Origin of the sequence: Streptomyces sp. NPDC018000 (assembly GCF_044328025.1) — a bacterium.
In the GTDB taxonomy this organism is placed as follows: Bacteria; Actinomycetota; Actinomycetes; order Streptomycetales; family Streptomycetaceae; genus Streptomyces.
Genome location: NZ_JBIRGM010000007.1, coordinates 99,000 through 122,563, shown reverse-complemented (window position 1 = coordinate 122,563; position 23,564 = coordinate 99,000). Strand labels below are relative to the sequence as shown.

Annotated in this window: 21 protein-coding genes, 1 tRNA gene and 1 pseudogene; 10 read left to right on the top strand and 13 right to left on the bottom strand. The window is 69.3% G+C overall.

Annotation, left to right across the window (positions count from 1 at the left end; all coding sequences use genetic code 11):
* The first annotated feature begins 62 nt into the window (after positions 1-62).
* Positions 63-1,463, top strand: coding sequence for an NAD(P)/FAD-dependent oxidoreductase (locus ACH4EW_RS18320; RefSeq protein WP_398257997.1), 1,401 nt, complete (start codon positions 63-65; stop codon positions 1,461-1,463).
* Positions 1,464-1,615: 152 nt separating this feature from the next.
* On the opposite strand, the gene ACH4EW_RS18315 is transcribed toward ACH4EW_RS18320, so the two are convergent.
* Positions 1,616-2,698, bottom strand: coding sequence for an AsnC family transcriptional regulator (locus tag ACH4EW_RS18315; RefSeq protein WP_398257995.1), 1,083 nt, complete (start codon positions 2,696-2,698; stop codon positions 1,616-1,618).
* 166 nt (positions 2,699-2,864) lie between these two features.
* On the opposite strand from ACH4EW_RS18315, the gene ACH4EW_RS18310 reads away from it, so the two are divergent.
* The gene (locus tag ACH4EW_RS18310; RefSeq protein WP_398257993.1) at positions 2,865-4,418 is read left to right on the top strand and encodes an AbgT family transporter; all 1,554 of its coding nucleotides are present in this window, start codon (positions 2,865-2,867) and stop codon (positions 4,416-4,418) included.
* A 55-nt stretch (positions 4,419-4,473) separates the two neighbouring features.
* Positions 4,474-5,637 carry a M20 family metallopeptidase gene (locus ACH4EW_RS18305; RefSeq protein ID WP_398257991.1) on the top strand — a complete coding sequence of 388 codons (1,164 nt, stop codon included), beginning with the start codon at positions 4,474-4,476 and terminating at the stop codon, positions 5,635-5,637.
* Between the two features lie 351 nt (positions 5,638-5,988).
* Here ACH4EW_RS18305 and ACH4EW_RS18300 read toward each other — a convergent pair whose 3' ends face one another.
* A complete protein-coding gene (locus ACH4EW_RS18300) occupies positions 5,989-6,747 on the bottom strand; it encodes a hypothetical protein (protein WP_398257989.1) in 759 nt (252 codons plus the stop codon).
* A 3-nt stretch (positions 6,748-6,750) separates the two neighbouring features.
* The gene (locus ACH4EW_RS18295) at positions 6,751-7,218 is read right to left on the bottom strand and encodes an NUDIX domain-containing protein (RefSeq protein ID WP_398257987.1); all 468 of its coding nucleotides are present in this window, start codon (positions 7,216-7,218) and stop codon (positions 6,751-6,753) included.
* Between the two features lie 401 nt (positions 7,219-7,619).
* Between ACH4EW_RS18295 and ACH4EW_RS18290 the strand changes: the two genes are divergently transcribed.
* Both ACH4EW_RS18290 and ACH4EW_RS18285 read left to right on the top strand, forming a co-directional pair.
* Complete coding sequence (locus ACH4EW_RS18290) at positions 7,620-8,045, top strand: hypothetical protein (RefSeq protein ID WP_398257985.1); 426 nt, start codon at positions 7,620-7,622, stop codon at positions 8,043-8,045.
* A gap of 168 nt (positions 8,046-8,213) precedes the next feature.
* Positions 8,214-9,840: pseudogene (locus ACH4EW_RS18285) on the top strand (tyrosine-type recombinase/integrase).
* Between the two features lie 140 nt (positions 9,841-9,980).
* Here ACH4EW_RS18285 and ACH4EW_RS18280 read toward each other — a convergent pair.
* The 3 genes from ACH4EW_RS18280 to ACH4EW_RS18270 are packed head-to-tail and all read right to left on the bottom strand — an operon-like array spanning position 9,981 to position 11,900.
* Complete coding sequence (locus ACH4EW_RS18280; protein ID WP_398257983.1) at positions 9,981-10,394, bottom strand: arsenate reductase ArsC; 414 nt, start codon at positions 10,392-10,394, stop codon at positions 9,981-9,983.
* A complete protein-coding gene (gene arsB, locus ACH4EW_RS18275) occupies positions 10,387-11,502 on the bottom strand; it encodes an ACR3 family arsenite efflux transporter (RefSeq protein WP_398257981.1) in 1,116 nt (371 codons plus the stop codon). The genes ACH4EW_RS18280 and arsB overlap by 8 nt, the downstream gene beginning before the upstream one ends.
* A complete protein-coding gene (locus ACH4EW_RS18270; RefSeq protein ID WP_398257979.1) occupies positions 11,499-11,900 on the bottom strand; it encodes an ArsR/SmtB family transcription factor in 402 nt (133 codons plus the stop codon). The genes arsB and ACH4EW_RS18270 overlap by 4 nt, the downstream gene beginning before the upstream one ends.
* An 82-nt stretch (positions 11,901-11,982) precedes the next feature.
* Between ACH4EW_RS18270 and ACH4EW_RS18265 the strand changes: the two genes are divergently transcribed.
* On the top strand, positions 11,983-12,456 hold the full coding sequence (locus tag ACH4EW_RS18265) for an ArsI/CadI family heavy metal resistance metalloenzyme (protein WP_398257977.1): 474 nt from the start codon (positions 11,983-11,985) through the stop codon (positions 12,454-12,456).
* Between the two features lie 482 nt (positions 12,457-12,938).
* On the opposite strand, the gene ACH4EW_RS18260 is transcribed toward ACH4EW_RS18265, so the two are convergent.
* Positions 12,939-13,012 (bottom strand) — tRNA-Thr (locus ACH4EW_RS18260).
* A 180-nt stretch (positions 13,013-13,192) separates the two neighbouring features.
* Between ACH4EW_RS18260 and ACH4EW_RS18255 the strand changes: the two genes are divergently transcribed.
* The 3 genes from ACH4EW_RS18255 (at position 13,193) to ACH4EW_RS18245 (ending at position 15,712) form a co-directional block, all read left to right on the top strand.
* Positions 13,193-14,329: an ABC transporter ATP-binding protein gene (locus ACH4EW_RS18255; protein WP_398257975.1), complete on the top strand. Its 1,137-nt coding sequence runs from the start codon at positions 13,193-13,195 to the stop codon at positions 14,327-14,329.
* Between the two features lie 224 nt (positions 14,330-14,553).
* Positions 14,554-14,967: a hypothetical protein gene (locus tag ACH4EW_RS18250; protein WP_398257973.1), complete on the top strand. Its 414-nt coding sequence runs from the start codon at positions 14,554-14,556 to the stop codon at positions 14,965-14,967.
* Positions 14,968-15,001: 34 nt separating this feature from the next.
* Positions 15,002-15,712, top strand: a complete 711-nt coding sequence (locus ACH4EW_RS18245; protein ID WP_398257971.1) for an NDP-sugar synthase — start codon at positions 15,002-15,004, stop codon at positions 15,710-15,712.
* A gap of 90 nt (positions 15,713-15,802) precedes the next feature.
* Here ACH4EW_RS18245 and ACH4EW_RS18240 read toward each other — a convergent pair whose 3' ends face one another.
* The 6 genes from ACH4EW_RS18240 to ACH4EW_RS18215 all read right to left on the bottom strand — a co-directional run bounded on the left by ACH4EW_RS18240 (position 15,803) and on the right by ACH4EW_RS18215 (position 22,261).
* Entirely contained in the window at positions 15,803-17,476 is a 1,674-nt protein-coding gene (locus tag ACH4EW_RS18240) for a DoxX family membrane protein (protein ID WP_398257969.1), read from the bottom strand.
* A 114-nt stretch (positions 17,477-17,590) separates the two neighbouring features.
* Positions 17,591-18,547 carry a 23S rRNA (guanosine(2251)-2'-O)-methyltransferase RlmB gene (gene rlmB / locus ACH4EW_RS18235; protein ID WP_398257967.1) on the bottom strand — a complete coding sequence of 319 codons (957 nt, stop codon included), beginning with the start codon at positions 18,545-18,547 and terminating at the stop codon, positions 17,591-17,593.
* Positions 18,548-18,631: 84 nt separating this feature from the next.
* On the bottom strand, positions 18,632-20,035 hold the full coding sequence (cysS, locus tag ACH4EW_RS18230; protein ID WP_398257965.1) for a cysteine--tRNA ligase: 1,404 nt from the start codon (positions 20,033-20,035) through the stop codon (positions 18,632-18,634).
* Between the two features lie 168 nt (positions 20,036-20,203).
* The gene (gene ispF, locus ACH4EW_RS18225; RefSeq protein WP_398257963.1) at positions 20,204-20,707 is read right to left on the bottom strand and encodes a 2-C-methyl-D-erythritol 2,4-cyclodiphosphate synthase; all 504 of its coding nucleotides are present in this window, start codon (positions 20,705-20,707) and stop codon (positions 20,204-20,206) included.
* Entirely contained in the window at positions 20,697-21,443 is a 747-nt protein-coding gene (gene ispD / locus ACH4EW_RS18220) for a 2-C-methyl-D-erythritol 4-phosphate cytidylyltransferase (RefSeq protein ID WP_398257961.1), read from the bottom strand. The genes ispF and ispD overlap by 11 nt, the downstream gene beginning before the upstream one ends.
* A 335-nt stretch (positions 21,444-21,778) precedes the next feature.
* The gene (locus tag ACH4EW_RS18215; RefSeq protein WP_006380568.1) at positions 21,779-22,261 is read right to left on the bottom strand and encodes a CarD family transcriptional regulator; all 483 of its coding nucleotides are present in this window, start codon (positions 22,259-22,261) and stop codon (positions 21,779-21,781) included.
* A 616-nt stretch (positions 22,262-22,877) separates the two neighbouring features.
* Here ACH4EW_RS18215 and ACH4EW_RS18210 point away from each other — a divergent pair.
* Positions 22,878-23,549: a DUF461 domain-containing protein gene (locus ACH4EW_RS18210; RefSeq protein ID WP_398257959.1), complete on the top strand. Its 672-nt coding sequence runs from the start codon at positions 22,878-22,880 to the stop codon at positions 23,547-23,549.
* The last annotated feature ends 15 nt before the right edge of the window (positions 23,550-23,564 follow it).

Sequence of the window (23,564 nt, the reverse complement as noted above, 5' to 3'; positions counted from 1 at the left end):
CTCCCGCCCCAGAGAAAGTACGACCTCACTCAAGGCTTCACACCGGACAAAGCAGGGGCAACATGAGCACCGTCAGCACCGTCAACGGCGGCATATCGTTCTGGTACGCGGACCAAGGCACCCCCATCCCCCGGGAACCCCTGCCCGGCGACGCCACCGCCGACATCTGCATCGTCGGCGGTGGATACACCGGACTGTGGACCGCCTACTACCTCAAGAAGGCCGTCCCCTTCCTCGACATCACCGTCCTCGAAGCCAAGTTCTGCGGCTACGGCGCCTCCGGACGCAACGGCGGCTGGCTGTACAACGGCATCGCGGGCCGCGACCGCTACGCCAAGCTCCACGGCCACGAAGCCGCCGTCCGCCTCCAGCAGGCGATGAACGACACGGTCGACGAGGTCGTCCGTGTGGCAGCCGAGGAGAACATCGACGCCGACATCCACCAGGGCGGTGTCCTCGAAGTCGCCTACACCCCCGCCCAGCTGGCCCGGCTCAAGGACTTCCATGCCGTCGAGATCGCCTTCGGCGAGAAGGACCGCGTCCTGCACGGCGCCCGCGAGACCGGCGAACGCATCAACGTCACCGGAGCCGTGGGTTCCACCTGGACCCCGCACGGCGCCCGCCTGCACCCGGTCAAACTCGTCAAGGGCCTCGCCGCGACCGTCGAGGCGCTAGGCGTCACCATCCACGAGTCGACGCCCGTCACCGAGATCAAGCCGAAGCACGCCCACACCCCGTACGGCACCGTCCGCGCCCCGTACATCCTGCGCTGCACCGAGGGCTTCACCGCAAACCTCAAGGGCCAGAGGCGCACCTGGCTCCCCATGAACTCCTCGATGATCGCCACCGAGCCGCTCCCACGGTCCGTGTGGGACACCATCGGCTGGGACGGCCGCGAAACCCTCGGCGACATGGCCCACGCCTACATGTACGCCCAGCGCACCGCCGACGACCGCATCGCACTCGGCGGCCGCGGCGTCCCGTACCGCTACGGTTCCGGCACGGACAACGACGGCCGCACCCAGCCCGCCACCATCGAGGCGCTCCGCGACATCCTCGTCCGCCTCTTCCCCACCACCGCGGCCGCCCGCATCGACCACGCCTGGTCCGGCGTCCTCGGCGTCCCCCGCGACTGGTGCGCCACCGTCACCCTCGACCGCGCCACCGGCCTCGGCTGGGCCGGCGGCTACGTCGGTTCCGGTGTGGCCACCACCAACCTCGCCGCCCGCACCCTGCGCGACCTGATCCAGCAGGACTCCGGCCAGTCCGGCCCCACGGAACTGACCACGCTGCCCTGGGTCAACCACCGGGTCCGCCGCTGGGAACCGGAACCCTTCCGCTGGCTCGGCGTCCACGGCATGTACGCCGCCTACCGCACCGCCGACCGTCGCGAACTCACGTCGCCCCGCCCTGGCACGGACCCCATCGCGAAGGCCGCGGACCTGCTGTCGGGGCGGCACTGACCGGAAAAGACGGACGGGTGCCCGCCACCGGGTGGTGGCGGGTACCCGTGGCCGGTCCAGGCTCGAACACCGCTGAGGCTTCCGAGAGTTGAGTCAACAGCAGCTGGTCCTGCACGGCAGCGATGGCATACGCCGATACGCGCGAACGCACGTCACTTCCCGTACTCGTCCGGGTCCGCCGACGGGATACGGGTGTCCTTCGGGCACCACGGGTCGATGGGTGCACACTCTCTGCGCCGCCCGAGGTCGTCCAGAATCCAGCCGAGCCGTTTCACCGTACGCAGCACGACGGCGTGCTCGACGATTTCGAACTCGGGCAGAGCGGCAGTGATCCGCTCCTCCAGGTCGTGCGCGCCGGCGGTGGAACGCAGCCAGGTGGATACCCGGAAATTGGTGCCGCCGCTGGTGGCGACCAGCAGGCGGATCTCGGGCATGCGGGCCAGTCGCTCGCTTACGCGCTTGCGGTCGCCCGGAGGGACCCGGCCCCACAGAAGCGTCGTCACCGGCCAGCCCGTGAGGTGTTGGGAGATCTCGCAGCGGAAGGAGGCCGCGCCCGTGTGCTCCAGCCGGGACAGCCTGCGGCGGGTCGCCGTGTGACTGGCGCCGGTGCGTTCGGCGAGCTCGGTGACCGGCAGTCTGCCGTCCGGAGCCAGTGCGAGCAGGAGCGCGCGGTCGGCGGGTGACAGCCACCCGGTTTGCGCCGGCCGGCTCGGCGCAGCCGCGGGTTGCAGGCGCTCGCGCTGGTTGCGGGACAAGGCGTCCAGCCGCCAGGCGCTTCCGGAGATATAGGTGTGCGTGTTGATCTGCACATCGACCTTCACCACCCCGGGGAGGCAGCTGACCTGGTCCAGGACGAAGCGCGACAGTGCCTGCAGATCGCTGGTGATGACGTTGACATGCAGATCACGGCCGCTGGCGACCTCCATCACCGATTTGGTTCTCGGATCGCGGGCCAGTGCGAGTGCCACCCGGCCGCGCTGTGCCGGATGGCACTGAATGTCGAGAAAGGCATCACACAGCGAGCGCCACAGGCTGGAACCGCCGGTCGCGGTGACCCATGCCTGTCCCGTGGCGGCCAGCCGCCGCCAGCGTCGGGCCGCCGTGGCGGCGCTGACCCCCAGGACGTCGCCGAGCGTGGCCCATGAGGCACGCGGCGCGATCTGCAGACAGTTGGCGAGCGCGAGGTCGGCCTCCTCCAAGCGGCCGTCCGGGAACGAGTCGGCGAAATCGTGCATGCAGGGCCTCCAGAAAGCGATTCTCGACGATTTTCGGCCCTGCTGGCCGTAAATGCACACGATGATGCAACGCGGTCGGCCACCCCGGAACGACGGTCCGGATTCGACCGAATCACCCCCCTTCGCTCCCCCCGTTTCCCTTCTTGCGGAAAGGTTTTCTTTTGCGATGCCCCATGAGCTGACCACCAAAGAGGTGGCCCCGCAGCCGAAGGTCCTGCGGGCAGCCTTCCGCAGCTTCGCCGTGATCGAGAGAGTGGGCAACAGACTGCCCCATCCCTTCTGGCTGTTCTGGCTGCTGGCACTGCTTGTCGTCGCGCTGAGCGCGGTCCTGTCCGCGGCAGGTCTCGGCGCCGTCCGGCCCGGAGGCGACGAGACCGTCGAGGTACGCAGCCTGCTCAGCCACGACGGCATCGCGATGATGGTCGAGGAGGCGGTGGAGAACTTCGCCAGCTTCCCCCCGCTGGCCACGATCATCACGGTGATGCTCGGCATCGCGGTGGCCGAACGCAGCGGACTGTTCAGCACCCTGCTGCGTCGCCTCGTCGCACGGGTACCGGGCAAGTACCTGACTTTCGCCCTGTCCATGACCGCGATGGTCGGCCACGTCGCCGGCGACGCCGCATACGTGACGCTCATCCCCCTGGGCGCTCTGGTGTTCCGCGCCGCCGGCCGCAGCCCCGTGCTCGGCTGCATAGTCGCCTTCGTCTCCATCTCGGCGGGCTACGACGCCTCGCCCTCGCTGACGACCACCGACGTACTGCTGTCCACGATCTCCACCGCCGCCGCGCAGACGATCGACCCGGGTTACGTCGTCACTCCTGTGGCGAACTACTACTTCAGCCTTGCGTCCTCGGTGCTCGTCGCCCTCGTCATCACCCTGGTCACCGAGAAGGTCCTGGCCCGCCGCCCCGATCTGGAGACCGACGAACCCGCCTCGGACCTGAACGCCGCGGAACTGGCCGACGTCGAGGTCACTGCCGCCGAGCACCGCGCCCTGCGGGTGACCGGACTGGTCGCGCTGGCCTTCGTGGCCGCTCTGGTCCTCGTCATGCTGCCGACGGGGTCCCCGCTGCGCGGCGAAGGGGGCAGCGTGGTCCAGTCCCCGCTGTTCTCGGGCATGGCCCTTCTTCTGGGTGTCTTCTTCGCGCTTCTGGGCACCGTGTACGGCCGGCTCACCGGATCCCTCCCCGGGTCCCGGGACGTGGTGGCGGCCATGGTCGAGGGCGCCCGGTCCATGGCGCCGATCCTGGTGCTGTTCTTCGCCATCTCCCAGTTCCTCGCCTACTTCAAGTGGAGTCACATCGGCGAGGTGCTCGCGATACGGGGTGCGGAAGCGCTGCAGAACCTCGGCGTGCACGGGTGGGTGGTCCTGCTGGGGATAGCCGTCCTGGTCACCTTCATGAACCTGGCCATCACCAGCGGATCCGCGCTCTGGGCGCTGGCCGCACCGGTGTTCATCCCCATGCTCATGCTCATCGGGATCAGCCCCGAGGCCACCCAGGCCGTCTACCGGGTAGCCGACTCCGTCAGCAACTGCATCACGCCCATGAGCCCGTACTTCGCGATGGCTCTCGGCTTCATCCAGCGCTACCGGAAGTCGGCGGGGATCGGCACGCTCGCCTCGTTCACCATCCCCCTGGCCGCTGTCATCTGGGTGGTGTGGGTCGGCTTCGCCCTGGCCTGGTACCTGCTCGGCATCCCCTTCGGCCCCGGCGCCTGACCCCGAATCCCCCACGTCCCCCGCATCCCCCACATCCCCACGGAGCGACCGCACCATGATCTCCGAGCTCGCCCGCAGCGCCGACGCCGCCGCTGCGGACATCCTCACCGACATCACCGACCTCGTCGCCTGCGAGACCCACAGTTACGACCTCCCCGGTCTCGGTCACGGCCTTGAACTGCTGAGCAACGTCGTCGCCCGCCGGCTCGGCGCCCCCACAGAAGTGGCACGGCACCCGGGCGGCGAGCAGGGCGACACCGTGGTCATCACCTACGAAGGGCACGGGCCGGGGCATGTCGCGATCGTCGGCCACTACGACACCGTGTGGCCGCGGGGCACACTCGCGAACTGGCCGATCGCTTCCCACCACGACGGAGACGGCCGGGAACGTCTGAGCGGGCCCGGCATCTTCGACATGAAGACGGGCCTCGCTCAGGGCATCTGGGCTCTCAAACTGCTCCGCGAAAGCGGTGCGGCAGTACCCACGGTGACCTTCGTCCTCAACGGCGACGAGGAAATCGGCTCCCTCTCGTCCCGAACGGTGATCGAACGGGTCGCGGCATCCGTGGATGCCACGCTGGTACTTGAGGCGAGCGTGGACGGTGCCGTCAAAACAGGCCGCAAGGGCGGCGGGATCTTCACGGTGACGGCCACGGGAGTGGAAGCACACGCCGGGCTGAACCCCGAGGCCGGGGCCAGCGCGATCCACGCGCTCGCCGAGTTCGTCACGAATGCTGCGGCCACAGCCGCACCCGCGGAGGGAACCACGGTCAACGTAGGGCGTATCAGCGGCGGATCCGGAACGAACGTCGTGGCCGGACAGGCGTCCGCGAGCATCGACATCCGTGTTCTCACCCAGGCGGAGCAGGACCGGGTGGACGCCGCGTTCGACGAGATCCAGGTGAGCGACCCGCGCGTCCGTATCGATGTCCAGCACGGCTGGAACCGGCCGCCGATGACGCTGAACGCCGCGTCGGAGCCCCTGCTGAAGACCGCGCGAGCAGTGTCGGAAGAACTCGGCCGGACTCTCGCCGACGTCACCGTCGGTGGTGCCAGCGACGCGAATTTCGTCGCGGGTCTGGGCCTTCCCGTGCTCTGTGGCCTGGGAGCGGTGGGCGGGGGCGCCCACGCGAGGAACGAGTTCATCTACCCGGACACGGTGGCTCACCAGACCGCACTGGTCGCCGGAATACTGCACCGGCTGGCCGGCACCTCCTGACGCCCCGGTCCACCGATCGTCCGCCGGCACCGAGCGGCAGCCACCGGGCCTGCCAGGCACCGTGACATCCGAAATCGCACCCGTGGGCACCAGGTCAGGACCCGCGTGAACACGCCGTGGGCATCGCTCATCTTCGCCCTCGCTGCTGTTACAGCATTTCCAGCTCACCCTCGTCCACTTGGGCGAGGGTGGCTACCGGCAGACTTCGCGTGGCGGTGGGCCAGTCTCGGGCGTCCATGTCGCCCAGCCGCTCAACTAGCCTCAGACATAGGTGACATGTAGAAGAGCCAGCGCAGGCAAACGACGGCCTGCGCCCAGTAGGTCGACGACGGCCGGGGCGTAGGCCGTTCATCATGCAGGTCTTTGAAGGCGCGGCGCCGTGGGTTGGAAGACGGTGAACAGGCGGCGCTCGGCGAACTGCCACGGCGTCCTCGCGGCGGTTGTAAAGGCTGCGGGGCCTTCCGCGAGGTGGGTGAGGACGCCCAGCAGGAGGGTGTGCGAGATGGCCAGGACGGGGCCGTGTACGTCGTCCAGAGAGCGGCCCTCGCAGTCCACGACGGCGGTGTACGCGCCGTTGCCGACCTGGTGGAGCAGGGCTGCATGCAGAGTCTTCTGATACGTCGGGTAGATCCCGGTCCAGGGACGGCCCTCGCGCGCGCTGGTGATGGCATAGCTGCGCTCGGCGTCGAGTGACGGGATCAGAAGGACCGAGGTCTCTGGTGCTCCGGCACGTGAACCAGCAATGCTCGTAACGGTCTTGAGAGCTTCGCCCACCGTCAGCCCGTCCTTGACCACACAGGTCGCGGCGGACACGGCGAGGAGCATGGGAAGGCCCCGGTCGAGCAAGCCCGTACGCCCGGCCTCGCGGGCGGCGGCCCGCTTGGCGTGGCCGGCCAGCAGCATCTCGGTCAGCTCGACGGTCGTGGATGTCTCAAACCACCACCGGGGGTAGTCGCTGCCCGCTACCCGCTCCCACGACTCGGGGTCGTGCTCGTGGACGGCGCCCAGCGGTTGGAAGCCGTCCCACCGTTCGGCCAGCCGCAGGAGGTGGGTCGTCTTGCCCACGTTGTCAGGGCCGTTGAGGCTGACGAAGTCCAAGACCTGCGCCATCGCTCATGCCTCGCGGATCGGGGTGCCGATGACGGAGACGATTGCGTCCGTGTTCGTGGCGATGAATTCGGCCAACTCCGGCGGCATCAGGTTCAACTCACGGACGGTCTGGGCGGTGAACGGCACCCGGACCACCTCGTACCCGCCCCGCTCCGGCTTGGTGAACTCCGTGCCCGTACGGGCGGACAGGTCCATCGTCTCCAGACGGGCGGCGAAGATGTGCTGGACGCCGATGCCGCCTTCCAGCTGGTCGGTGATCAGATGGACGAGTTCGGCGCGCTCCAGCTTGCCGCCAAGCTCCTCGAACACCTCGCGGTGCAGGGCTGCCTCGATGGTTGCGTCGCACTCCTCCACCCCGCCACCGACCGAGACCCAGTACGGGTCCCTGCCCGGCTTGGTGCGCTTGATCAGGACCAGTTCGTCGCCGTCGAGGAGGATGACGCGGGCGTTGCGCTTGACGATGTCGGTCATACCGTTGGCTCCTTCTGAACGTGGTACGGGAGAGAACGGGCGGAGCGCCGCCTGGTGGCGGTCGGTGCTTCCCGGCTCGGTGGACTCAGCATGGTGCAGACCGGGTCCGGGGAGTGAGGTAGGAGCGCTGCAGCAATGCCGCACCGTTGCTGCACTTGCCTGGCTACGCTGAGTGTTTGGGTGTCCCATCGGACTGTGGACAGGGGGTACGGCGGTGGTCACGGTGCAGCGATGGTCCGGCCGGGAAGCGCGGCTGTTGCGCGATGTCCTGCGCATGAGCCTTCGGGATTTCGCCGCGTACCTGGGTGTCAGCGACCGGACCGTGTCGAACTGGGAAGGCGGCGGCACCGGTTACCTACCTCGTGCCGAGTCGCAGGCTGTCCTCGATACGGCGCTCAGCCGTGCGTCGGACGAATGCGAAGGCGCGGTTCGCCGCAGCCCTCGGACCGAAGAGCGGCGTGCCGCCCGTCGTCGGCGTGATCGAAGTACACTCCCACAAGTTCCTGCCGGTCTTCATCGGCGTCGAGCGCGCCCGCCGGCTCCGCGCACACATGACACGGAGTGCGGGCACGGATCGGCTGGAGTCCTCGGCAGCACGTGTGGAACACCCCGACGCGCAGAAGTGTGTCCTGCATGTCTTCGCGTGCGGCGTCGCTGTCTTCCATCTTGTGCAGCCACACGAGCCGGCGTCGCTCACCGAACTCGCCGTGTGGCGCTACCGCTCGTACGCTTCCGACCTCCCCTGGGCGCGGGACAAAGTCCGCGACTTCCTGGGCGAAGGAACGGCGCCGGAAGGCCAGCATCACCCTCGACACCGCCCGCCGTGACGCCCTCCTCGAAACCGCAGCATCGTACGAACAGCTCGCCTTCGACGACTGCAGAGAACTGGGCGAGTTCCGCGACGCGATGCGGGAGCGCGGGTTGGTCCCCCCTGCTCTCCCCGCCGACCTCTCGTTCGTCGACAACCCCGAGGACTAGTGTTGCCGAGCCCCACCATGTCCGGCGGCACCGTCACGCGCCGCTGCTCCTGCCGCAACCCCGAGACCGGCAAGAACTACGGCAAGTCATGCCCCAAACTGACCAACCGGCGTCACGGCAACTGGTCCATACGCCACGAACTCATTAACCGACCCGACGGAACCCGCCGAGAGTTCCGCCGCAGCGGGTTCGAGTCCTCGACCGAGGCCACCAAGGAACTCAGCAAGGTCCGGGCCCTGCTGGCCATCCCGGACGAGGACGACCCCGCAGGGCACCTCGCGATCAGCGACATGCTGGAGTCCTGCGCCAAGAACAAGGAACCCCTGCCGGACTACGACGAGACCCGGCCGGCGCCTGGCAGCCGGTCAGGCCCTCAACCCCAAGATGCTCGTGGCCGAGTGGCTCGACCTGTGGCTCGGCGGCAAGAAGCGTCTGCGTGTGAGCGGGTACAAGCGGTACGACGTGGACGTCCGTATCCACCTCAAGCCGCACCTGGGCGAGATACGGCTCGACAAGCTCAACGTGCCGCACCTGGACCGGATGTTCGACGCCATCAACGAGGCGAACATCGAGATCCAGGAGCAGAGCGCCCAACGGCAGGCAGCCCTTGATGAATTGAACGCCATACCGTGGAAGGGCCTGGAGAACCGGGCTCGCCGCAAGTGGCTGAAGACGGCTATCGACCAGATGCCGCCCTTCCGCCGAGTGACCAGTGTCAACACCCAGCACCACATCAAGGCCACCTTGCGCGCGGCCCTCAACACCGCCATCGCGCAGCGGATCATCCCCAACTACAACCCCGCCGAGCACGTCGAGCTTGAGCCCGGCACCAAGCCGAAGGCCCTCGTGTGGACCGACGAACGCGTCGCCCACTGGCGGGCCACCGGCGAGAAGCCAAGCCCCGTGATGGTCTGGACGCCGGAGCAGACCGGCACGTTCCTCGACCACGTCTTCGGGCACCGTCTGGAGGCCATGTGGCGGATGATCGCCTTCCGTGGCCTGCGCCGAGGTGAGGGCTGCGGGCCCCGCTGGGTCGACTACTCGAAGAAGAACCGCTCGCTGGAGATCGCCACCCAGCTTGCCCAAGACGGCTGGCAGGTCCTCGAAGGGCTGCCCAAAACCAACAGCGGTATCCGCTCCGTCGCGTTGGACGACGAGACGGTCGAACTCATCGAGCGACGCCGGATCGCTCAGGAGGAGGAGAAGCGCAAATGGGGTGACGCCTGGAAGGACACCGGCCGCATCTTCACCGAAGAGGACGGCTCCCTGCTCCACCCGGGCAGGATCTCCGACCTGTTCGATCGCCTGGTCGCCGAGGCCGACCTGCCGCCCATCCGACTCCACGACCTGCGCCACGGTGCCGCGACGCTCATGCTCGCCGCAGGCGTCGACATCAAGGTCGTCTCGGAGACCCTCGGGCACAGCGACACCCGCATCACCCGAGACATCTACCAGTCCGTCCTCGACGACCTCGCCCACGCCGCGGCGGCGGCGGTCGTCAAGCTCGTTCCCCGCGCCCCGCGTGCGGTTCGCTCGGCGATCGAACAGCGCGCAGCTCGACCTACGACTCCCATAAAGGCCACAAGCGGGTGCACCTGCTCGTGCACGTGCGGCGCCGCCGACCGTCAGACGCTCACGGCGTAGCGCGCGCCACCCCTCCGACCGCTCCGTGGCTGAGCCCTGCCTTCGTCTGCGTCCGAGCTGTGCATTCGGCGCTCAGTTGGTTCCGGCGTTGTAAAAGTGGTCGCGGAAGAAGAGGTGTGGCGACCTCGCGTAATCGGGAGTCAGGCGTTCTCGGGCAGGAGTTCGGCCAGCAGGGTGTGAATACGCTGCTCGACCTCGTCCCGAATCGGCCGGACCGCTTCGATGCCCTGCCCGGCCGGGTCGTCGAGCTTCCAGTCGAGGTACTTCTTGCCGGGAAAGACAGGGCAGGTGTCGCCGCACCCCATGGTGATCACCACGTCGGACGCCTTCACGGCCTCGACAGTCAGCACCTTCGGCGTCTCGGCGGACAGGTCGATGCCGGCCTCAGCCATCGCCTGCACGGCGGCCGGGTTCACCGTGTCGGCCGGCGCGGACCCGGCGGAGCGGACCTCGATGCGGCCCCGGGAGAGGTGGGTGAGGAACGCAGCGGCCATCTGCGAGCGTCCGGCGTTGTGGACGCACACGAACAGCACGGACGGCTTGGACTCAGACATGTGCGGAACCTTCCGGGGCAGCGGCCGACGGGGCCGCGGGGGCGGGCTGGGGGAAGAAGCGGCGGGCGGCCAGGGCTACGTAGACCAAGCCGATGAGGACGGGAACCTCGATCAGGGGGCCGACGACTCCGGCGAGGGCCTGGCCGGAGGTGGCGCCGAAGGTGGCGATGGCGACCGCGATGGCGAGCTCGAAGTTGTTGCCCGCGGCGGTGAACGCCAGCGTGGTGGCCCTCGGGTAGTCCAGGCCGACCGCGCGGCCGACGGCCATGGACCCGGCCCACATCACGGCGAAGTACACCAGCAGGGGCAGCGCGATCCGGGCGACGTCCAGGGGCTTGGAGGTGATGGCGTCGCCCTGGAGGGCGAAGAGCACGACGATGGTGAACAGCAGTCCGTACAGGGCGAATGGGCCGATCCTGGGGATCAGCTTCGTCTCGTACCAGGTGCGGCCCCGGGCCTGCTCGCCGAGACGGCGGGTGAGGAACCCGGCCAGCAGGGGGATGCCGAGGAAGATCAGGACGGAGCGGGCGATCTCCCACACGGACACGTCGAGTGCGGTCTGTTCCAGGCCGAGCCAGCCAGGCAGTACGGAGAGGTAGAACCAGCCCAGCAGGCTGAATGCGACGACCTGGAACACGGAGTTGAGCGCGACCAGGACGGCGGCGGCTTCGCGGTCGCCGCAGGCGAGGTCGTTCCAGATGATGACCATGGCGATGCATCGGGCGAGGCCGACGATGATCAGGCCGGTGCGGTACTCGGGCAGGTCGGGCAGGAAGAGCCAGGCCAGGGCGAACATCAGGGCCGGGCCGACGATCCAGTTCAGGACCAGGGAGGGGATGAGCAGGCGCCGGTCGCGGGTGACGGTGTCCAGGCGGTCGTAGCGGACCTTGGCGAGCACCGGATACATCATCACCAGCAGGCCGAGCGCGATCGGCAGCGAGACACCGGTGACGGTGACCTTCGCGAGCGCGTCACCGAGGCCAGGAACGAGTCGGCCGAGCCCGAGGCCGGCGGCCATCGCGGCCAGGATCCATACGGCGAGGAACCGGTCCAGGAACGACAGCCGGGCGGCGACGGCCTCGGCCGGCGCGGCGGTGCCGGTGCTCACGAGGCGGCCCCGGCGGTCGCGGGCCCGGCAAGCGGTGCGCCGGCGGGGCGGGTGAGGATCTCGGCGAGGCGGTCGGTCATCTGCGGCAGCAGCCGGTAGTACACCCACGTCCCGCGCCGCTCGGAGTCGATGAGCCCGGCCTGCTTCAGCAGCTTGAGGTGGTGGGAGATCGTCGGCTGGGACAGGTCGAAGGACGGGGTGAGATCGCAGACGCAGACCTCGCCGCCCGCGCGGGAGGCGATCATCGACAGCAGCCTCAGCCGCACCGGGTCACCCAGCGCCTTGAACACCTTTGCCAGCGTCTCGGCCTGGTCCTCGTCCAGCGGTGCGGTCAGCAGCCCCGGGCAGCATCCGTCGGCGCCGTCCTGGCCAAGCACCACAAACCCTTGTTTCGACATACTTCTATGTTGACGGTTCTCGATTCAAGGCGCAAGGTTGCATCGACAGACGTCAATGCAACCTGATCGGGGAGAGACCGCCATGTCCCGTGTCCAGCTCGCGCTCAACGTCGCCGACCTCGAAGCGTCGGTGGCCTTCTACTCCAAGCTCTTCGGCGTCGAGCCCGCCAAGCGCCGTCCCGGCTACGCGAACTTCGCCATCACCACCCCGCCGCTCAAGCTCGTCCTCATCGAGGGCGAGCCGGGGCAGGCCACCCGCCTGGACCACCTCGGCGTCGAGGTCGCCTCCACCGAGGAGGTCACCGCCGCCACCACTCGCCTCAAGGACGCCGGGCTGGCCATCTTCGAGGAGAACGACACCTCCTGCTGCTACGCGCTCCAGGACAAGGTGTGGATCACCGGCCCCGGCAAGGAGCCGTGGGAGATCTACGTCGTCAAGGCCGACGCCGACACCCTCGGCAAGAGCCCGGTCTCCGGCGGCGACGCCTGCTGTGCCGGGCAGGAGGAGAACACCGGGCCCGCGCCGGCGGCCTCGGGCTGCGCCTGCGGCAGCTGAACGGCGCCGCTCACCCTTCTTCCGGCTCGTCCTCCTGCTCGGCGTTCGCCAAAACCGCGGGCCAGCGCGGCATGCCGACGCATGACCGGCAGGGTGCCAATGTCGACGAGGTGGGCCGCGACACCCCGCACCGACGTCGCCTCCACGTCGAATCCGTGAGTCAGCAGCACGGCGCTCGACTGCGTCACGAGCGTCTTGAACGCGAGGGTGTCCTTTGGGTCTGCCCCGGTGCCCAGCCTAGAAGCGGAGGTTGGAGCGTTTCCACAAAACCGGCGTGATCTCCGAGGATCCTCACCGATCCGATGAGCAGCGCCGTCGCGTCGCCTCCCGCGCACCCCGCCGCACAGGCACCGCGCTCATGCGCTCCCCTCGCGCACCCCGTGGCTTCGGTGGCACGATCCGAGCCGGCAGCGTCCGCCGACAGCGCCCCACCGGACAAGGAAAAGGCCAGGTCAGACAGTGTCTGACCTGGGCCTTCCCAGAGCCCCCTGTCGGATTCGAACCGACGACCTACGCATTACAAGTGCGGCGCTCTGGCCAGCTGAGCTAAGGAGGCGTGCCGGAGCAGTGTAACCAACGTCGGCCCCTGCGCGGTCCCAAAATCTCGCGCCGCTCGAACTGCTGACAGATTTCAAATGGCCAGGTAGCGTCGCTGAGGGTTCACTCAAGTGGACCAGACCACTCCCTTATCTCGGATCGTCCGGCACGTTCCTGCCGGTGAAGGAGAAGATTCAGCATGGCCAGTGTCACGTTCGACAAGGCGTCCCGTATCTACCCCGGCTCCACGAAGCCGGCCGTGGACCAGCTCGAGATCGACATCGCGGACGGCGAGTTCCTCGTCCTCGTCGGTCCTTCCGGTTGTGGCAAGTCGACCTCCCTGCGCATGCTCGCGGGTCTTGAGGACGTCAACGGCGGCGCGATCCGCATCGGCGACCGTGACGTCACGCACCTGCCCCCGAAGGACCGGGACATCGCCATGGTGTTCCAGAACTACGCGCTCTACCCGCACATGACCGTCGCGGACAACATGGGCTTCGCGCTCAAGATCGCCGGTGTCAACAAGACCGCGATCCGGGCGAAGGTCGAAGAGGCCGCCAAGATGCTGGACCTCACCGAGTACCTGGACCGCAAGCCGAAGGCGCTCTCCGGTGGTCAGCGTCAGCGTGTCGCGATGGGCCGCGCCATCGTGCGTGAGCCGCAGGTCTTCCTCATGGACGAGCCGCTGTCGAACCTCGACGCCAAGCTCCGTGTCTCCACCCGTACGCAGATCGCCTCGCTCCAGCGCCGTCTGGGCATCACGACCGTGTACGTCACGCACGACCAGGTCGAGGCCCTGACCATGGGTGACCGTGTCGCGGTCCTCAAGGACGGTCTGCTCCAGCAGGTCGACTCGCCGCGCAACATGTACGACAAGCCGGCGAACCTCTTCGTGGCCGGCTTCATCGGCTCCCCGGCCATGAACCTGATCGAGGTCCCGATCACCGACGGCGGTGTGAAGTTCGGCAACAGCGTCGTCCCGGTCTCCCGCGAGGCGCTCTCCGCCGCCGCGGACAAGGGCGACACGACCGTCACGGTCGGCATCCGCCCCGAGCACTTCGACATCGTCGAGCACGGCGGCGCGGCCGCGAAGTCCCTCTCGAAGGACAGCGCCGACGCCCCGGCCGGTCTGGCCGTCTCGGTCAACGTCGTCGAGGAGCTCGGCGCAGACGGTTTCGTGTACGGCTCCGCGCGGGTCGGCGGCGAGGACAAGGACCTGGTCGTCCGCGTCGGCGGCCGCGCCGTTCCGGAGAAGGGCACCACGCTGCACGTCGTGCCGCGCCCGGACGAACTGCACGTCTTCTCGACCTCGACGGGTGCGCGTCTCACCGACTGACGCCCCGCCCACCAGCACCGCAGCCGGCCCCGCACCAAGCACGTGCGGGGCCGGTTGCGCGCCGGTGGGCGTGTTTGGGTTTGGATCCGTACGGCCCGAAATCCCCGGCACACCGGTCATTTCGCCGAGGTTCGTCAACGCGTGATTCGAAAAGCATCCTCGAACCATCCCCCTCAAGGGTGACGAAACGTCGCCACGTCATCACCGACCGCTACGCTCGCTGCGTGACCCACACCGCGCGCCGCATCGGCCGAACTCTCGCTCTCGTACTGCCCGTCGTGATGGTCCTCTCCGGGACTCTCGCCGTCACCAGCGTGCCGTGGGCAGCGCACAATTCCGAGTCGCAGATCCTGGCCGCATCGGCTCAGAACGTTTCGAAGCGTGCCGAGGCGCGCACCCCGCAGGACATCCTCCGTGACCGGCTGCTCGTGAAGCTTCGGCAGAAGGACCCGGGGGTCGCGCTGACGGATCTGCAGCGTGCCGTCGAGGGCCGCCCCTCGCTCGCCCGGCACTGCATGTCGATCGCGAAGGCGCTGGGCCGCGCCGCTGTCGAGCAGTACGGTCCGACGCGGGCCCACCGGTTCTCGCGTCCCGTCTGCGACACATCGTTCGCCTCGGGTGTCGCACAGTTCAGCTGACGCGCCGGTCCGGGCACCGCATATCGTGCCTGGCATGCATACGTATCCGACGCAGGCCGTGGTCCTGGCGGGTGGCCAGGGATCGCGGCTGCGCCCGTACACCGATGACCGCCCCAAGCCGATGGTCGAGATCCCGGGTACCGGGACTCCGATCATCGGCCATCAGCTTTCCTGGCTGGCCGCCGAGGGTGTGACCGACGCCGTGGTGTCGTGCGGTCATCTGGCCGAGGTACTGCAGGAGTGGCTGGACTCGGCGGTGCTGCCGCTGCGCGTGACGACCGTCGTGGAGTCCGAGCCCCTGGGCCGCGGCGGCGGGCTGAAGTACGCCGCCGCCCGGCTGCCCGATCCGGACCAGCCCTGGTACGCCACCAACGGCGACATCTGGACGCGCTTCTCCCTGCGAGAGATGGCCGCGTTCCACGCCGAACGCGATGCGACCGCCACACTGGCCCTGGCCCGTCCCCGTATCCCGTGGGGCGCCGTGGAGACGGATGCGTTCGGGCACATCACCGACTTCATCGAGTCGCCGCCGTCCCCGTATCTGATCAACGCCGGTGTGTACGTCTTCTCGCCGGCGTTCACCAAGCTGCTGCCGGACCGGGGCGACCACGAGCGGACGACGTTCCCGCGGCTGGCCCGCGAGCGCAGGCTGGCCGGATACCCGCTGCCGCACGGGGCGTACTGGCGGGCCATCGACACGGCGAAGGACCTGACCGAAGCCGCCAAAGAGCTGGGCGGTCAATAGCGGTCAGCAACAAGAAGCGACGGAGCACGCGCAGGGGCGGTCACCGGTTCGTTCCGGTGACCGCCCCTGCGCGTACTTCGGTCCAGGCTCTCAGCCGAGCAGGCCGCCGATGGCGCCCTGCCCACCGCCGGACGTTCCGCCGGTGGAGCCGCCGCTGTCCGAGCCGCCGCCCGTGGAGCCGCTGCCCGACGAGCCGCCGCCGGTGCCGGTGAAGCCGGAAGAGCTCGGGCCGGAGCTGCTGGACGGCGGCTGCTGCGGGGTCGTCTGCTGCGGCTGCTGGGCGGTGCCCTGGGTCTGGCTGGGCTGACCGGCACCGGCCACCGCCTGGCCGGACTCGCGAACGGCGTCCGCAGCGGGTGTGGACGCCGTGGCGGACGGGGTGGTGGAGGCGCTGCTGCGGGAGGGTGAGGGTCGTCGCCCGTCGGGCGTGTGGGAGGCCCGGCCGCTGCGGGACTCCTGCGGGAGCGGGGAGCCGGGGAGCTGGTTGGTCGGGTCGCCGTGACCGGGCACGGTGACGACCTGGGAGGAGCGGACCGCGCCGCCGAGCATGGAGCCCACGAGAAGGGTGAGGCCGACGACGACGGCGGCGACGACGGCGCCCCGGCCCAGCACCCGGCGGCGGAGGTCCCAGATCGCCGAGCGCGGGCCGAGCCTGCGCCAGGCCTCACCGGAGAGCCGTCCGTCGACGGAGTAGACGGGGGCGCCCGCGATGATCAGCGGGCTCCAGGCGGCGAGGTAGATGATGTCGGGCGCGTCGTAGACGGCGACGGTGCGCCAGGTGACGGTGACCAGCAGGGCGGCGGAGAGGAGAGCCCCGACGGAGGCGGCGACGCGCTGCCAGAGACCGAGGACGGTGAGGACGCCGACGACGACCTGGAGGAAGGCGACGGTGAGTCCGGCGCCGACGGGGTGCGAGAGCGCGAAGTCGCGCAGTGGCTCGGCCAGCCCCCAGGGGTGCAGCGAGCTCAGCCACTTGACCATGGAGCCGCGCTCGCCGCCGTCGAAGTAGACGGGGTCGCACAGCTTGCCCATCCCCGCATAGATGGAGATGAAGCCGAGGAAGACCCGCATGGGCAGCAGCACGACGCCCAGGTTCATCCGGCGCCCGGGATAGTACGCGTGCCGTACGGTGTCGCCGCCGTGGCGCCGGCCCCGGCCCTCGGCGAAGTCGTCGTACTCGTCCTCGCCGAAGCCGCCCTCGCCGAAGTCGCCCTCGCCGTATACCTCTTGGCCGTACGGCCCGGGGTCGACGGAGTCGTAGGCGCCGACCGCCCGGCGCATGGGCGGCAGCAGGGGGCCGTTGCCGTGACGGCCCGGCTGCTGGGGCGCGGTGATGACGGGGTTGGGCCGGGTCTCTTCCAGGCGCTCGATGACCTGCGTGCCGCCCGCGCCGGGCCCACCGCCGAACTCGTGCCCGGCGTAGGGGTCGTAGTCGTAGGGGTCGTACGCGGGGGTCGGGCGGCCCGCGGTGGAGTTCCGTACGGCCTGGAGGAGTCCGGTGGCGCCGGGGTCGCCGGGGGCGGACCGGCCGCTCCACACGACGGGCGAGCGCCTGCCGCGCACTGTTCCGGCGGCGCTGCTCATGGCGGGGATCCTGGGCGCGCCGGCCGGGGCCGGACCGCGCAGCCGCGGGCGCTGGCCGGGGGCGAGCCGCACCCGGAAGCTGGCGTGGTTGACGATGACCTGCGCAGGGTCGCAGTCCACCTTGGCCATGCTCAGGGCGGGTAGTTCGTCGAACCGAGGCGTTCTGGTGTCCACACTCATCTAACCGAGTGATGTGTGTTTAGGACACTGCCTTGACGGGCCCGAAGTGTCAGAGGCCCGTCAATGGGGTCCGGCAGGGGGCGCCCCGGTCGGCCGCCCCCCGGCCGGGTGCATTCAGGCCCGGCGCCGCGCGACCTCGTACAGGACGATCCCGGCCGCGACACCCGCGTTCAGCGACTCCGCACCGCCCGGCATCGAGATGCGGACCCGGTAGTCGCAGGTCTCGCCGACGAGGCGGCCCAGGCCCTTGCCCTCGCTGCCGATGACGATGACGACGGGGCCGTCGAGGGCCTCCAGGTCCTCGACGGTGTGCTCGCCGTCCGCGGCGAGGCCGACGACCGTGAGACCGGCCTTCTGGTAGCCCTCCAGGGCCCGGGTCAGGTTCGTCACCCGGGAGACCGGCGTACGGGCCGCCGTGCCGGCCGAGGACTTCCAGGCGCCCGCCGTCATCCCGGCCGCGCGCCGCTCCGGCACGACGACGCCGTGGCCGCCGAACGCGGAGACGGAGCGCACGATCGCGCCCAGGTTGCGCGGGTCGGTGACGCCGTCGAGGGCGACGATCAGCGGGTCCTCGCCCCTGTCGTACGCGGCGGCGGTGAGGTCCTCCGGGTGCGCGTACTCGTACGGCGGGACCTGGAGGACGAGACCCTGGTGGTTCAGGCCGTTCGTCATCCGGTCCAGCTCGGGGCGCGGGGCCTCCATCAGGTTGACGTTGCCCCGCTCGCCGGCGAGCTGGAGCGCGTCGCGGACCCGCTCGTCGTTGTCGATGTACTGCTGGACGTACAGGGTCGTCGCCGGGACGCCGTCGCGCAGGGCCTCGTAGACCGGGTTGCGGCCGACGACCATCTCGGACGTGCCCTTGGCGCCGCCGCGCCGGGGCGCGGGGCGGCGGGCCGCGGCCTGCTTGGCCTGGGCGTTGGCGATCCGGTTCTTCTTGTGTCCCTTGCGGGCGGAGGCGGGCGGCGTCGGGCCCTTGCCCTCGAGGCCACGGCGTCGCTGCCCACCGCTGCCTACCTGCGCGCCCTTCTTGTTGGACGTGCGGCGGTTCCTGCGCTGGCTGTTCCCGGCCATGACCTACCTGTTTCGTTGCTTCTCAGACATGCGTGCGTACAAGTGAAGTGTGCCGCCCGGGACGCCGGGCAGCACATGGGTGGACTACTGGCGCGGGCCGAGTGTCCATCGTGGTCCGGTGGGGCTGTCCTCGATGACGAGTCCGGACTGGCCCAGCTGGTCGCGGATGGCGTCGGCGGCGGGCCAGTCCTTGCGCTCGCGGGCCGACTCGCGCTGGTCCAGGACGAGGCGTACGAGGGTGTCGACGACCCCGTGCAGATCGTCGCCGCGGTCGCTCTCTCCGGCCCAGTGGTCGTCGAGCGGGTCGAGGCCGAGCACACCGAGCATCGCGCGGACCTCCGCGAGCCGGGCGACGGCGGCTTCCTTGTCGTCGGCGGCGAGTGCGGAGTTGCCCTGGCGGACCGTGGTGTGGACGATCGCGAGCGCCTGCGGGACGCCCAAGTCGTCGTCCATCGCCTCGGCGAAGGCGGGCGGCACCTCGGAGGCGGCCACGACCTCGCCGCCCGCCTTCTCGATGACCCGCTGGATGAAGCCCTCGATCCGTGCGAACGCGGACTCGGCCTCGCGCAGGGCCTCCTCGCTGTACTCGATCATCGACCGGTAGTGCGGGGTGCCGAGGTAGTAGCGCAGCACGATCGGCCGCCACTGCTTGACCATCTCGCTGACCAGCACGGAGTTGCCGAGGGACTTCGACATCTTCTCGCCGGACATGGTGACCCAGCCGTTGTGCACCCAGTACCTGGCGAACTCGTCGCCGAAGGCCTTGGCCTGGGCGATCTCGTTCTCGTGGTGCGGGAAGATCAGGTCGATGCCGCCGCCGTGGATGTCGAAGGCGGCGCCGAGGTACTTGTGGGCCATGGCGGAGCATTCCAGGTGCCAGCCGGGCCGGCCGCGGCCCCACGGGGTCTCCCAGCTGGGTTCGCCGGGCCTGGAGGCCTTCCACATCGCGAAGTCGCGCTGGTCGCGCTTGCCGGTCTCGCCCTCGCCGGAGGGCTGGCGCAGGTCGTCCAGGCTCTGGTTGGAGAGCTCCAGATAGCCGGGGAACGACCGCACGTCGAAGTAGACGTTGCCGTCGGCCTCGTAGGCGTGACCGCGTTCGATCAGGCCCCGCATCATCTCGATCATCTCGGTGATGTGGCCGGTCGCGCGGGGTTCGTAGGTGACCGGGAGGCAGCCGAGCGCGTCGTAGCCGGCGTTGAACGCCCGCTCGTTCTCGTAGCCGATGGCCCACCACGGGCGGCCCTGATCGGCCGACTTCGTGATGATCTTGTCGTCGATGTCGGTGACGTTCCGGACGAACGTGACGTCGTAGCCGCGGTAGGCGAACCAGCGGCGCATGATGTCGAAGTTCAGCCCGGACCGGATGTGCCCGATGTGCGGGGCGGCCTGCACGGTCGCGCCACAGAGGTAGATCGAGACACAGCCTGCTGTGAGCGGGACGAAGTCACGGATCTGCCGGGCGCTGGTGTCGTACAGGCGAATAGTCACGCCTCAAGGGTAGTGGGCGTGCACCAGTGCCCCGCGACCCCTTTATGGATCGCGGGGAAGAGTCTGTGGCAGCGAAGTGTCTCCGGTGCCGCGACCGGCAGTGTTCGCCCGGGACAAACCTTGCCGGTCGCGGCGCCAAGGGCCGAGCCAAGGGCCGAGTGATGCGGGTCAGCCCGTGCGGTAGACCAGCGCGGTCGCGATCCCCGCGAGGCCCTCGGCCCGCCCGGTGAAGCCGAGCCCGTCGGAGGTGGCGGCGGAGAGCGAGACGGGCGCCCCCACGGCGGCCGACAGCACCTTCTGCGCCTCGTCGCGCCGTTTGCCGATCTTCGGCCGCACGCCGACGACCTGGACGGCGACATTGCCGATCTCGAATCCCTCGGCCCGTACGATCCGCGCCGCCTCGGCCAGCAGGGTGACTCCGGCGGCGCCGGACCACTCGGGCCGGCCCGTCCCGAAATGCTGCCCGAGGTCGCCGAGCCCGGCAGCCGAGAAGAGTGCGTTGCACGCGGCGTGCGCGACGACATCGGCGTCGGAGTGGCCTGCCAGGCCGGGCCCCTCGCCCTCCCACAGCAGTCCCGCGCACCACAGCTCGCGGCCCTCTTCGAAGGCATGGATGTCCGTGCCGATCCCGACGAGCGGGATCACGGGTCCGGACCGTTCCTCAGAAGCCATCGTTCGCCCTCCTGCGCGCGAGTACCGCCTCGGCCAGCACCAGATCCAGCGGCCGGGTCACCTTGAACGCCTCTTCGTGCCCGGGTACGACCACGACGGGCGCCCCGAGCTGCTCCACCATGCCGGCGTCGTCCGTGGCACCGTCGCCGCTGACAGCGACGGTCTTGTGCGCGCGCACGAGCGTGTCGCGGTCGAAGCCCTGCGGAGTCTGTACGGCGCGCAGCCTGGCCCTTACGGGCGTGGCGAGGACCGGCTCCGGCTCCCCCGGCGGACCGGGCTCGACCTCCTTGACGGTGTCGGCGAGCGGCAGCGCGGGGACGACGGCGGGCGCCCCGTCCCGTACGGCTTCGATCACCGCGTCCACGGTGTCGACGGGCACCAGCGGGCGCGCCGCGTCGTGGACGAGGACGACGGAGATGCCCTCGGGCAGGGCGTCGAGGCCGAGCCGCACCGACTCCTGGCGGGTCTCACCGCCGGGCACGACGAGGTAGTCGGTGCGCTCGGGCAGGGCGTGCTCGTCCAGCAGATTCTTGACCTCGGGGGCGCCGTCCGGCGGCGCGACGACGACGACCAGGGAGACGGAACGGGACGCCGCCATGGCCCGTACCGCATGGATGAGCATGGGCGTCCCGCCCAGCGCGCGGAGCGCCTTGGGGGCGCCCGGGCCGAGCCGTACGCCGCGTCCGGCCGCGGGAACCACGGCGGCGGTGCGGTACGGACGCGATTGATCAGACATCGGTTGCACTCCGAAGCTTCGGCATGTTTGTTTCCACAGCCGACATGGGTATGGCCACAAGCGAGCCGGGCGCCACGCCATGACTCGACCGAGGCCCCTTTCCGTGACACCCGGTCGAGGTCGGACAAGCCGCACCGGTCGCTCGGGATCGGCTATACAAGATCACGAGCAACGTATCGGGGGGATCGCCGATGAAGCCAACGCATCGGCGATTCAGAACGAAATCCAGACACCTCGCGGCTGAATCCGGACATGCCGCAGCGCCCGGCGACATACCGTGAATACGATAGTCAGCGGGCACCGCGGCACATTTTTTACGACCGGCACGAGCCGGTTCAGGACGCGAGTACCTCGTCGAGCAGAGCCTCGGCCTTGTCTTCGTTCGTGTTCTCCGCGAGAGCGAGCTCGCTCACCAGAATCTGGCGAGCCTTGGCAAGCATGCGCTTCTCACCTGCGGAGAGTCCCCGCTCGCGCTCGCGACGCCAGAGATCGCGAACAACTTCGGCGACCTTGATGACATCGCCGGAGGCGAGCTTCTCCAGATTTGCCTTGTAGCGCCGGGACCAGTTCGTCGGCTCTTCGGCATACGGCGCACGCAGCACCTCGAAGACCCGGTCCAGCCCCTCCTGCCCGACTACGTCGCGCACACCCACGAACTCCGCATTGTCCGCCGGCACACGAACCGTCAAGTCGCCCTGGGCGACCTTGAGCACCAAGTAGGTCTTGTCCACGCCTTTGATCTGGCGAGTTTCGATAGCCTCGATCAGCGCGGCCCCGTGATGGGGATAGACCACGGTGTCGCCAACCTTGAACGTCATGTGACAGGTACCCCTTCCGTGGCTATCAAGGGTAACACGAGAACAGCTTCTCCTGAATGGCGTTTCCGCAGGTCAGGGCATATCTCCGGGCTTGACAACAGCAACGCGTACGTGCTGCGACAGGCTCCCGGAAGACGGTATTCGCAGGTCGGAGCGGCTGTACGGGCGGGGCGAAACGCGCACGATACACGCATCCGAACCCCACTCCGAAGTGGCCGAACGCCCCATTTTGCCGGATTCTGGATGCTGGACTTTCCGTACTCCGTTCGAAGATCGATCACCCGTACGGAGGTAAGTGCGGCTGATCAATGGAATTGATCAGCGCCCCGGTGTGATCGCTTATACGAGCAGAATGCGCCACGCTCCATGAATTGATCACCGGCGATATGCGAACGGCGCGTGTCGACCGGATTCGGGATGCGCCGGTCCGCAAACCCCGGCAGGGCTCGGTCCCCGAACGGCACCGGCCCCGGGAAGTGCCGGGGCGCGAAGGGGCGGGTCGGGTGCGGGGCTGAAGGGGTGGCTCGGTAGCCTAAGGCCGCTGACACACCCTTAGGGCGGCTTTACGTCGCCTGCCCCCGTCCGCAGTCCGAACGTTCAAGGAGTTGCCGCCGCCGTGAGCCGCAGCCTTCGACACGGCGCCCTCGCCGCCACAGCCATCGCGTTCTCGATCGCCTCGCTCACCGCGTGCGGTGCGGGCAATGACGCCGCGTCGCTCAATATCAGGCCGGACGCCGCTGCCACCACCTCCGGTGACATCAGCATCCAGAACGCGAACGTCATCACCCAGCCCGAGCGCGACGCCGAGGGCCCGGCCGTCGTCAGTGCGACGCTGTTCAACAGCGGCGTCAAGCCGCAGACCCTGGACTCCATCACCCTGCCGGGTTCGAGCGCCGCGGTGGAGCTGCACGCTGCCACGGGTTCCGGCCCCGTCGTGGTCCCGGCCGGCGGCAGCGTGATCCTCGGCGGCAAGGGCAACGCGTCCGCCGTGATCGGGAGCAGCCGCGAGGCCGCGCAGGCCGGCAATGTGCAGCCCGTCGTCTTCAAGTTCAGCTCGACCGGTGAGGTCCCGCTCGACACGTTCGTCGTTCCGGCGAGCAGCTACTTCACGGGCTTCGGTCCGAGCTCGCTGCCGGAGACACCGTCGCAGTCGCCCGGAGCGACGTCCTCCGCCACGCCGTCCGGTTCCGCCTCCGGAAAGCCGGGGACTCCGGCGGGCGGGTCGGAGGCCGACAGCGGCACGGCCTCCCCGAGCGACGCCTCGTCCGCCTCGTCGCAGACCGACTGACCGTACGCGGGTACG

What these genes read in the sequence shown, in the direction of transcription:
- ispF (WP_398257963.1), bottom strand. Translation starts at nt 20,707, where the DNA reads ATGGCTTCTGAGGAACGGTCCGGACCCGTGATCCCGCTCGTCGGGATC.
- ACH4EW_RS18215 (WP_006380568.1), bottom strand. Translation starts at nt 22,261, where the DNA reads ATGACGTTCAAGGTTGGCGACACCGTGGTCTATCCCCATCACGGGGCC.
- ACH4EW_RS18300 (WP_398257989.1), bottom strand. Translation starts at nt 6,747, where the DNA reads ATGGCGCAGGTCTTGGACTTCGTCAGCCTCAACGGCCCTGACAACGTG.
- ACH4EW_RS18245 (WP_398257971.1), top strand. Translation starts at nt 15,002, where the DNA reads ATGCATACGTATCCGACGCAGGCCGTGGTCCTGGCGGGTGGCCAGGGA.
- ispD (WP_398257961.1), bottom strand. Translation starts at nt 21,443, where the DNA reads ATGTCTGATCAATCGCGTCCGTACCGCACCGCCGCCGTGGTTCCCGCG.
- ACH4EW_RS18280 (WP_398257983.1), bottom strand. Translation starts at nt 10,394, where the DNA reads ATGTCTGAGTCCAAGCCGTCCGTGCTGTTCGTGTGCGTCCACAACGCC.
- ACH4EW_RS18295 (WP_398257987.1), bottom strand. Translation starts at nt 7,218, where the DNA reads ATGACCGACATCGTCAAGCGCAACGCCCGCGTCATCCTCCTCGACGGC.
- ACH4EW_RS18305 (WP_398257991.1), top strand. Translation starts at nt 4,474, where the DNA reads ATGATCTCCGAGCTCGCCCGCAGCGCCGACGCCGCCGCTGCGGACATC.
- ACH4EW_RS18270 (WP_398257979.1), bottom strand. Translation starts at nt 11,900, where the DNA reads ATGTCGAAACAAGGGTTTGTGGTGCTTGGCCAGGACGGCGCCGACGGA.
- ACH4EW_RS18240 (WP_398257969.1), bottom strand. Translation starts at nt 17,476, where the DNA reads ATGAGTGTGGACACCAGAACGCCTCGGTTCGACGAACTACCCGCCCTG.
- ACH4EW_RS18255 (WP_398257975.1), top strand. Translation starts at nt 13,193, where the DNA reads ATGGCCAGTGTCACGTTCGACAAGGCGTCCCGTATCTACCCCGGCTCC.
- ACH4EW_RS18265 (WP_398257977.1), top strand. Translation starts at nt 11,983, where the DNA reads ATGTCCCGTGTCCAGCTCGCGCTCAACGTCGCCGACCTCGAAGCGTCG.
- ACH4EW_RS18320 (WP_398257997.1), top strand. Translation starts at nt 63, where the DNA reads ATGAGCACCGTCAGCACCGTCAACGGCGGCATATCGTTCTGGTACGCG.
- ACH4EW_RS18310 (WP_398257993.1), top strand. Translation starts at nt 2,865, where the DNA reads ATGCCCCATGAGCTGACCACCAAAGAGGTGGCCCCGCAGCCGAAGGTC.
- rlmB (WP_398257967.1), bottom strand. Translation starts at nt 18,547, where the DNA reads ATGGCCGGGAACAGCCAGCGCAGGAACCGCCGCACGTCCAACAAGAAG.
- ACH4EW_RS18315 (WP_398257995.1), bottom strand. Translation starts at nt 2,698, where the DNA reads ATGCACGATTTCGCCGACTCGTTCCCGGACGGCCGCTTGGAGGAGGCC.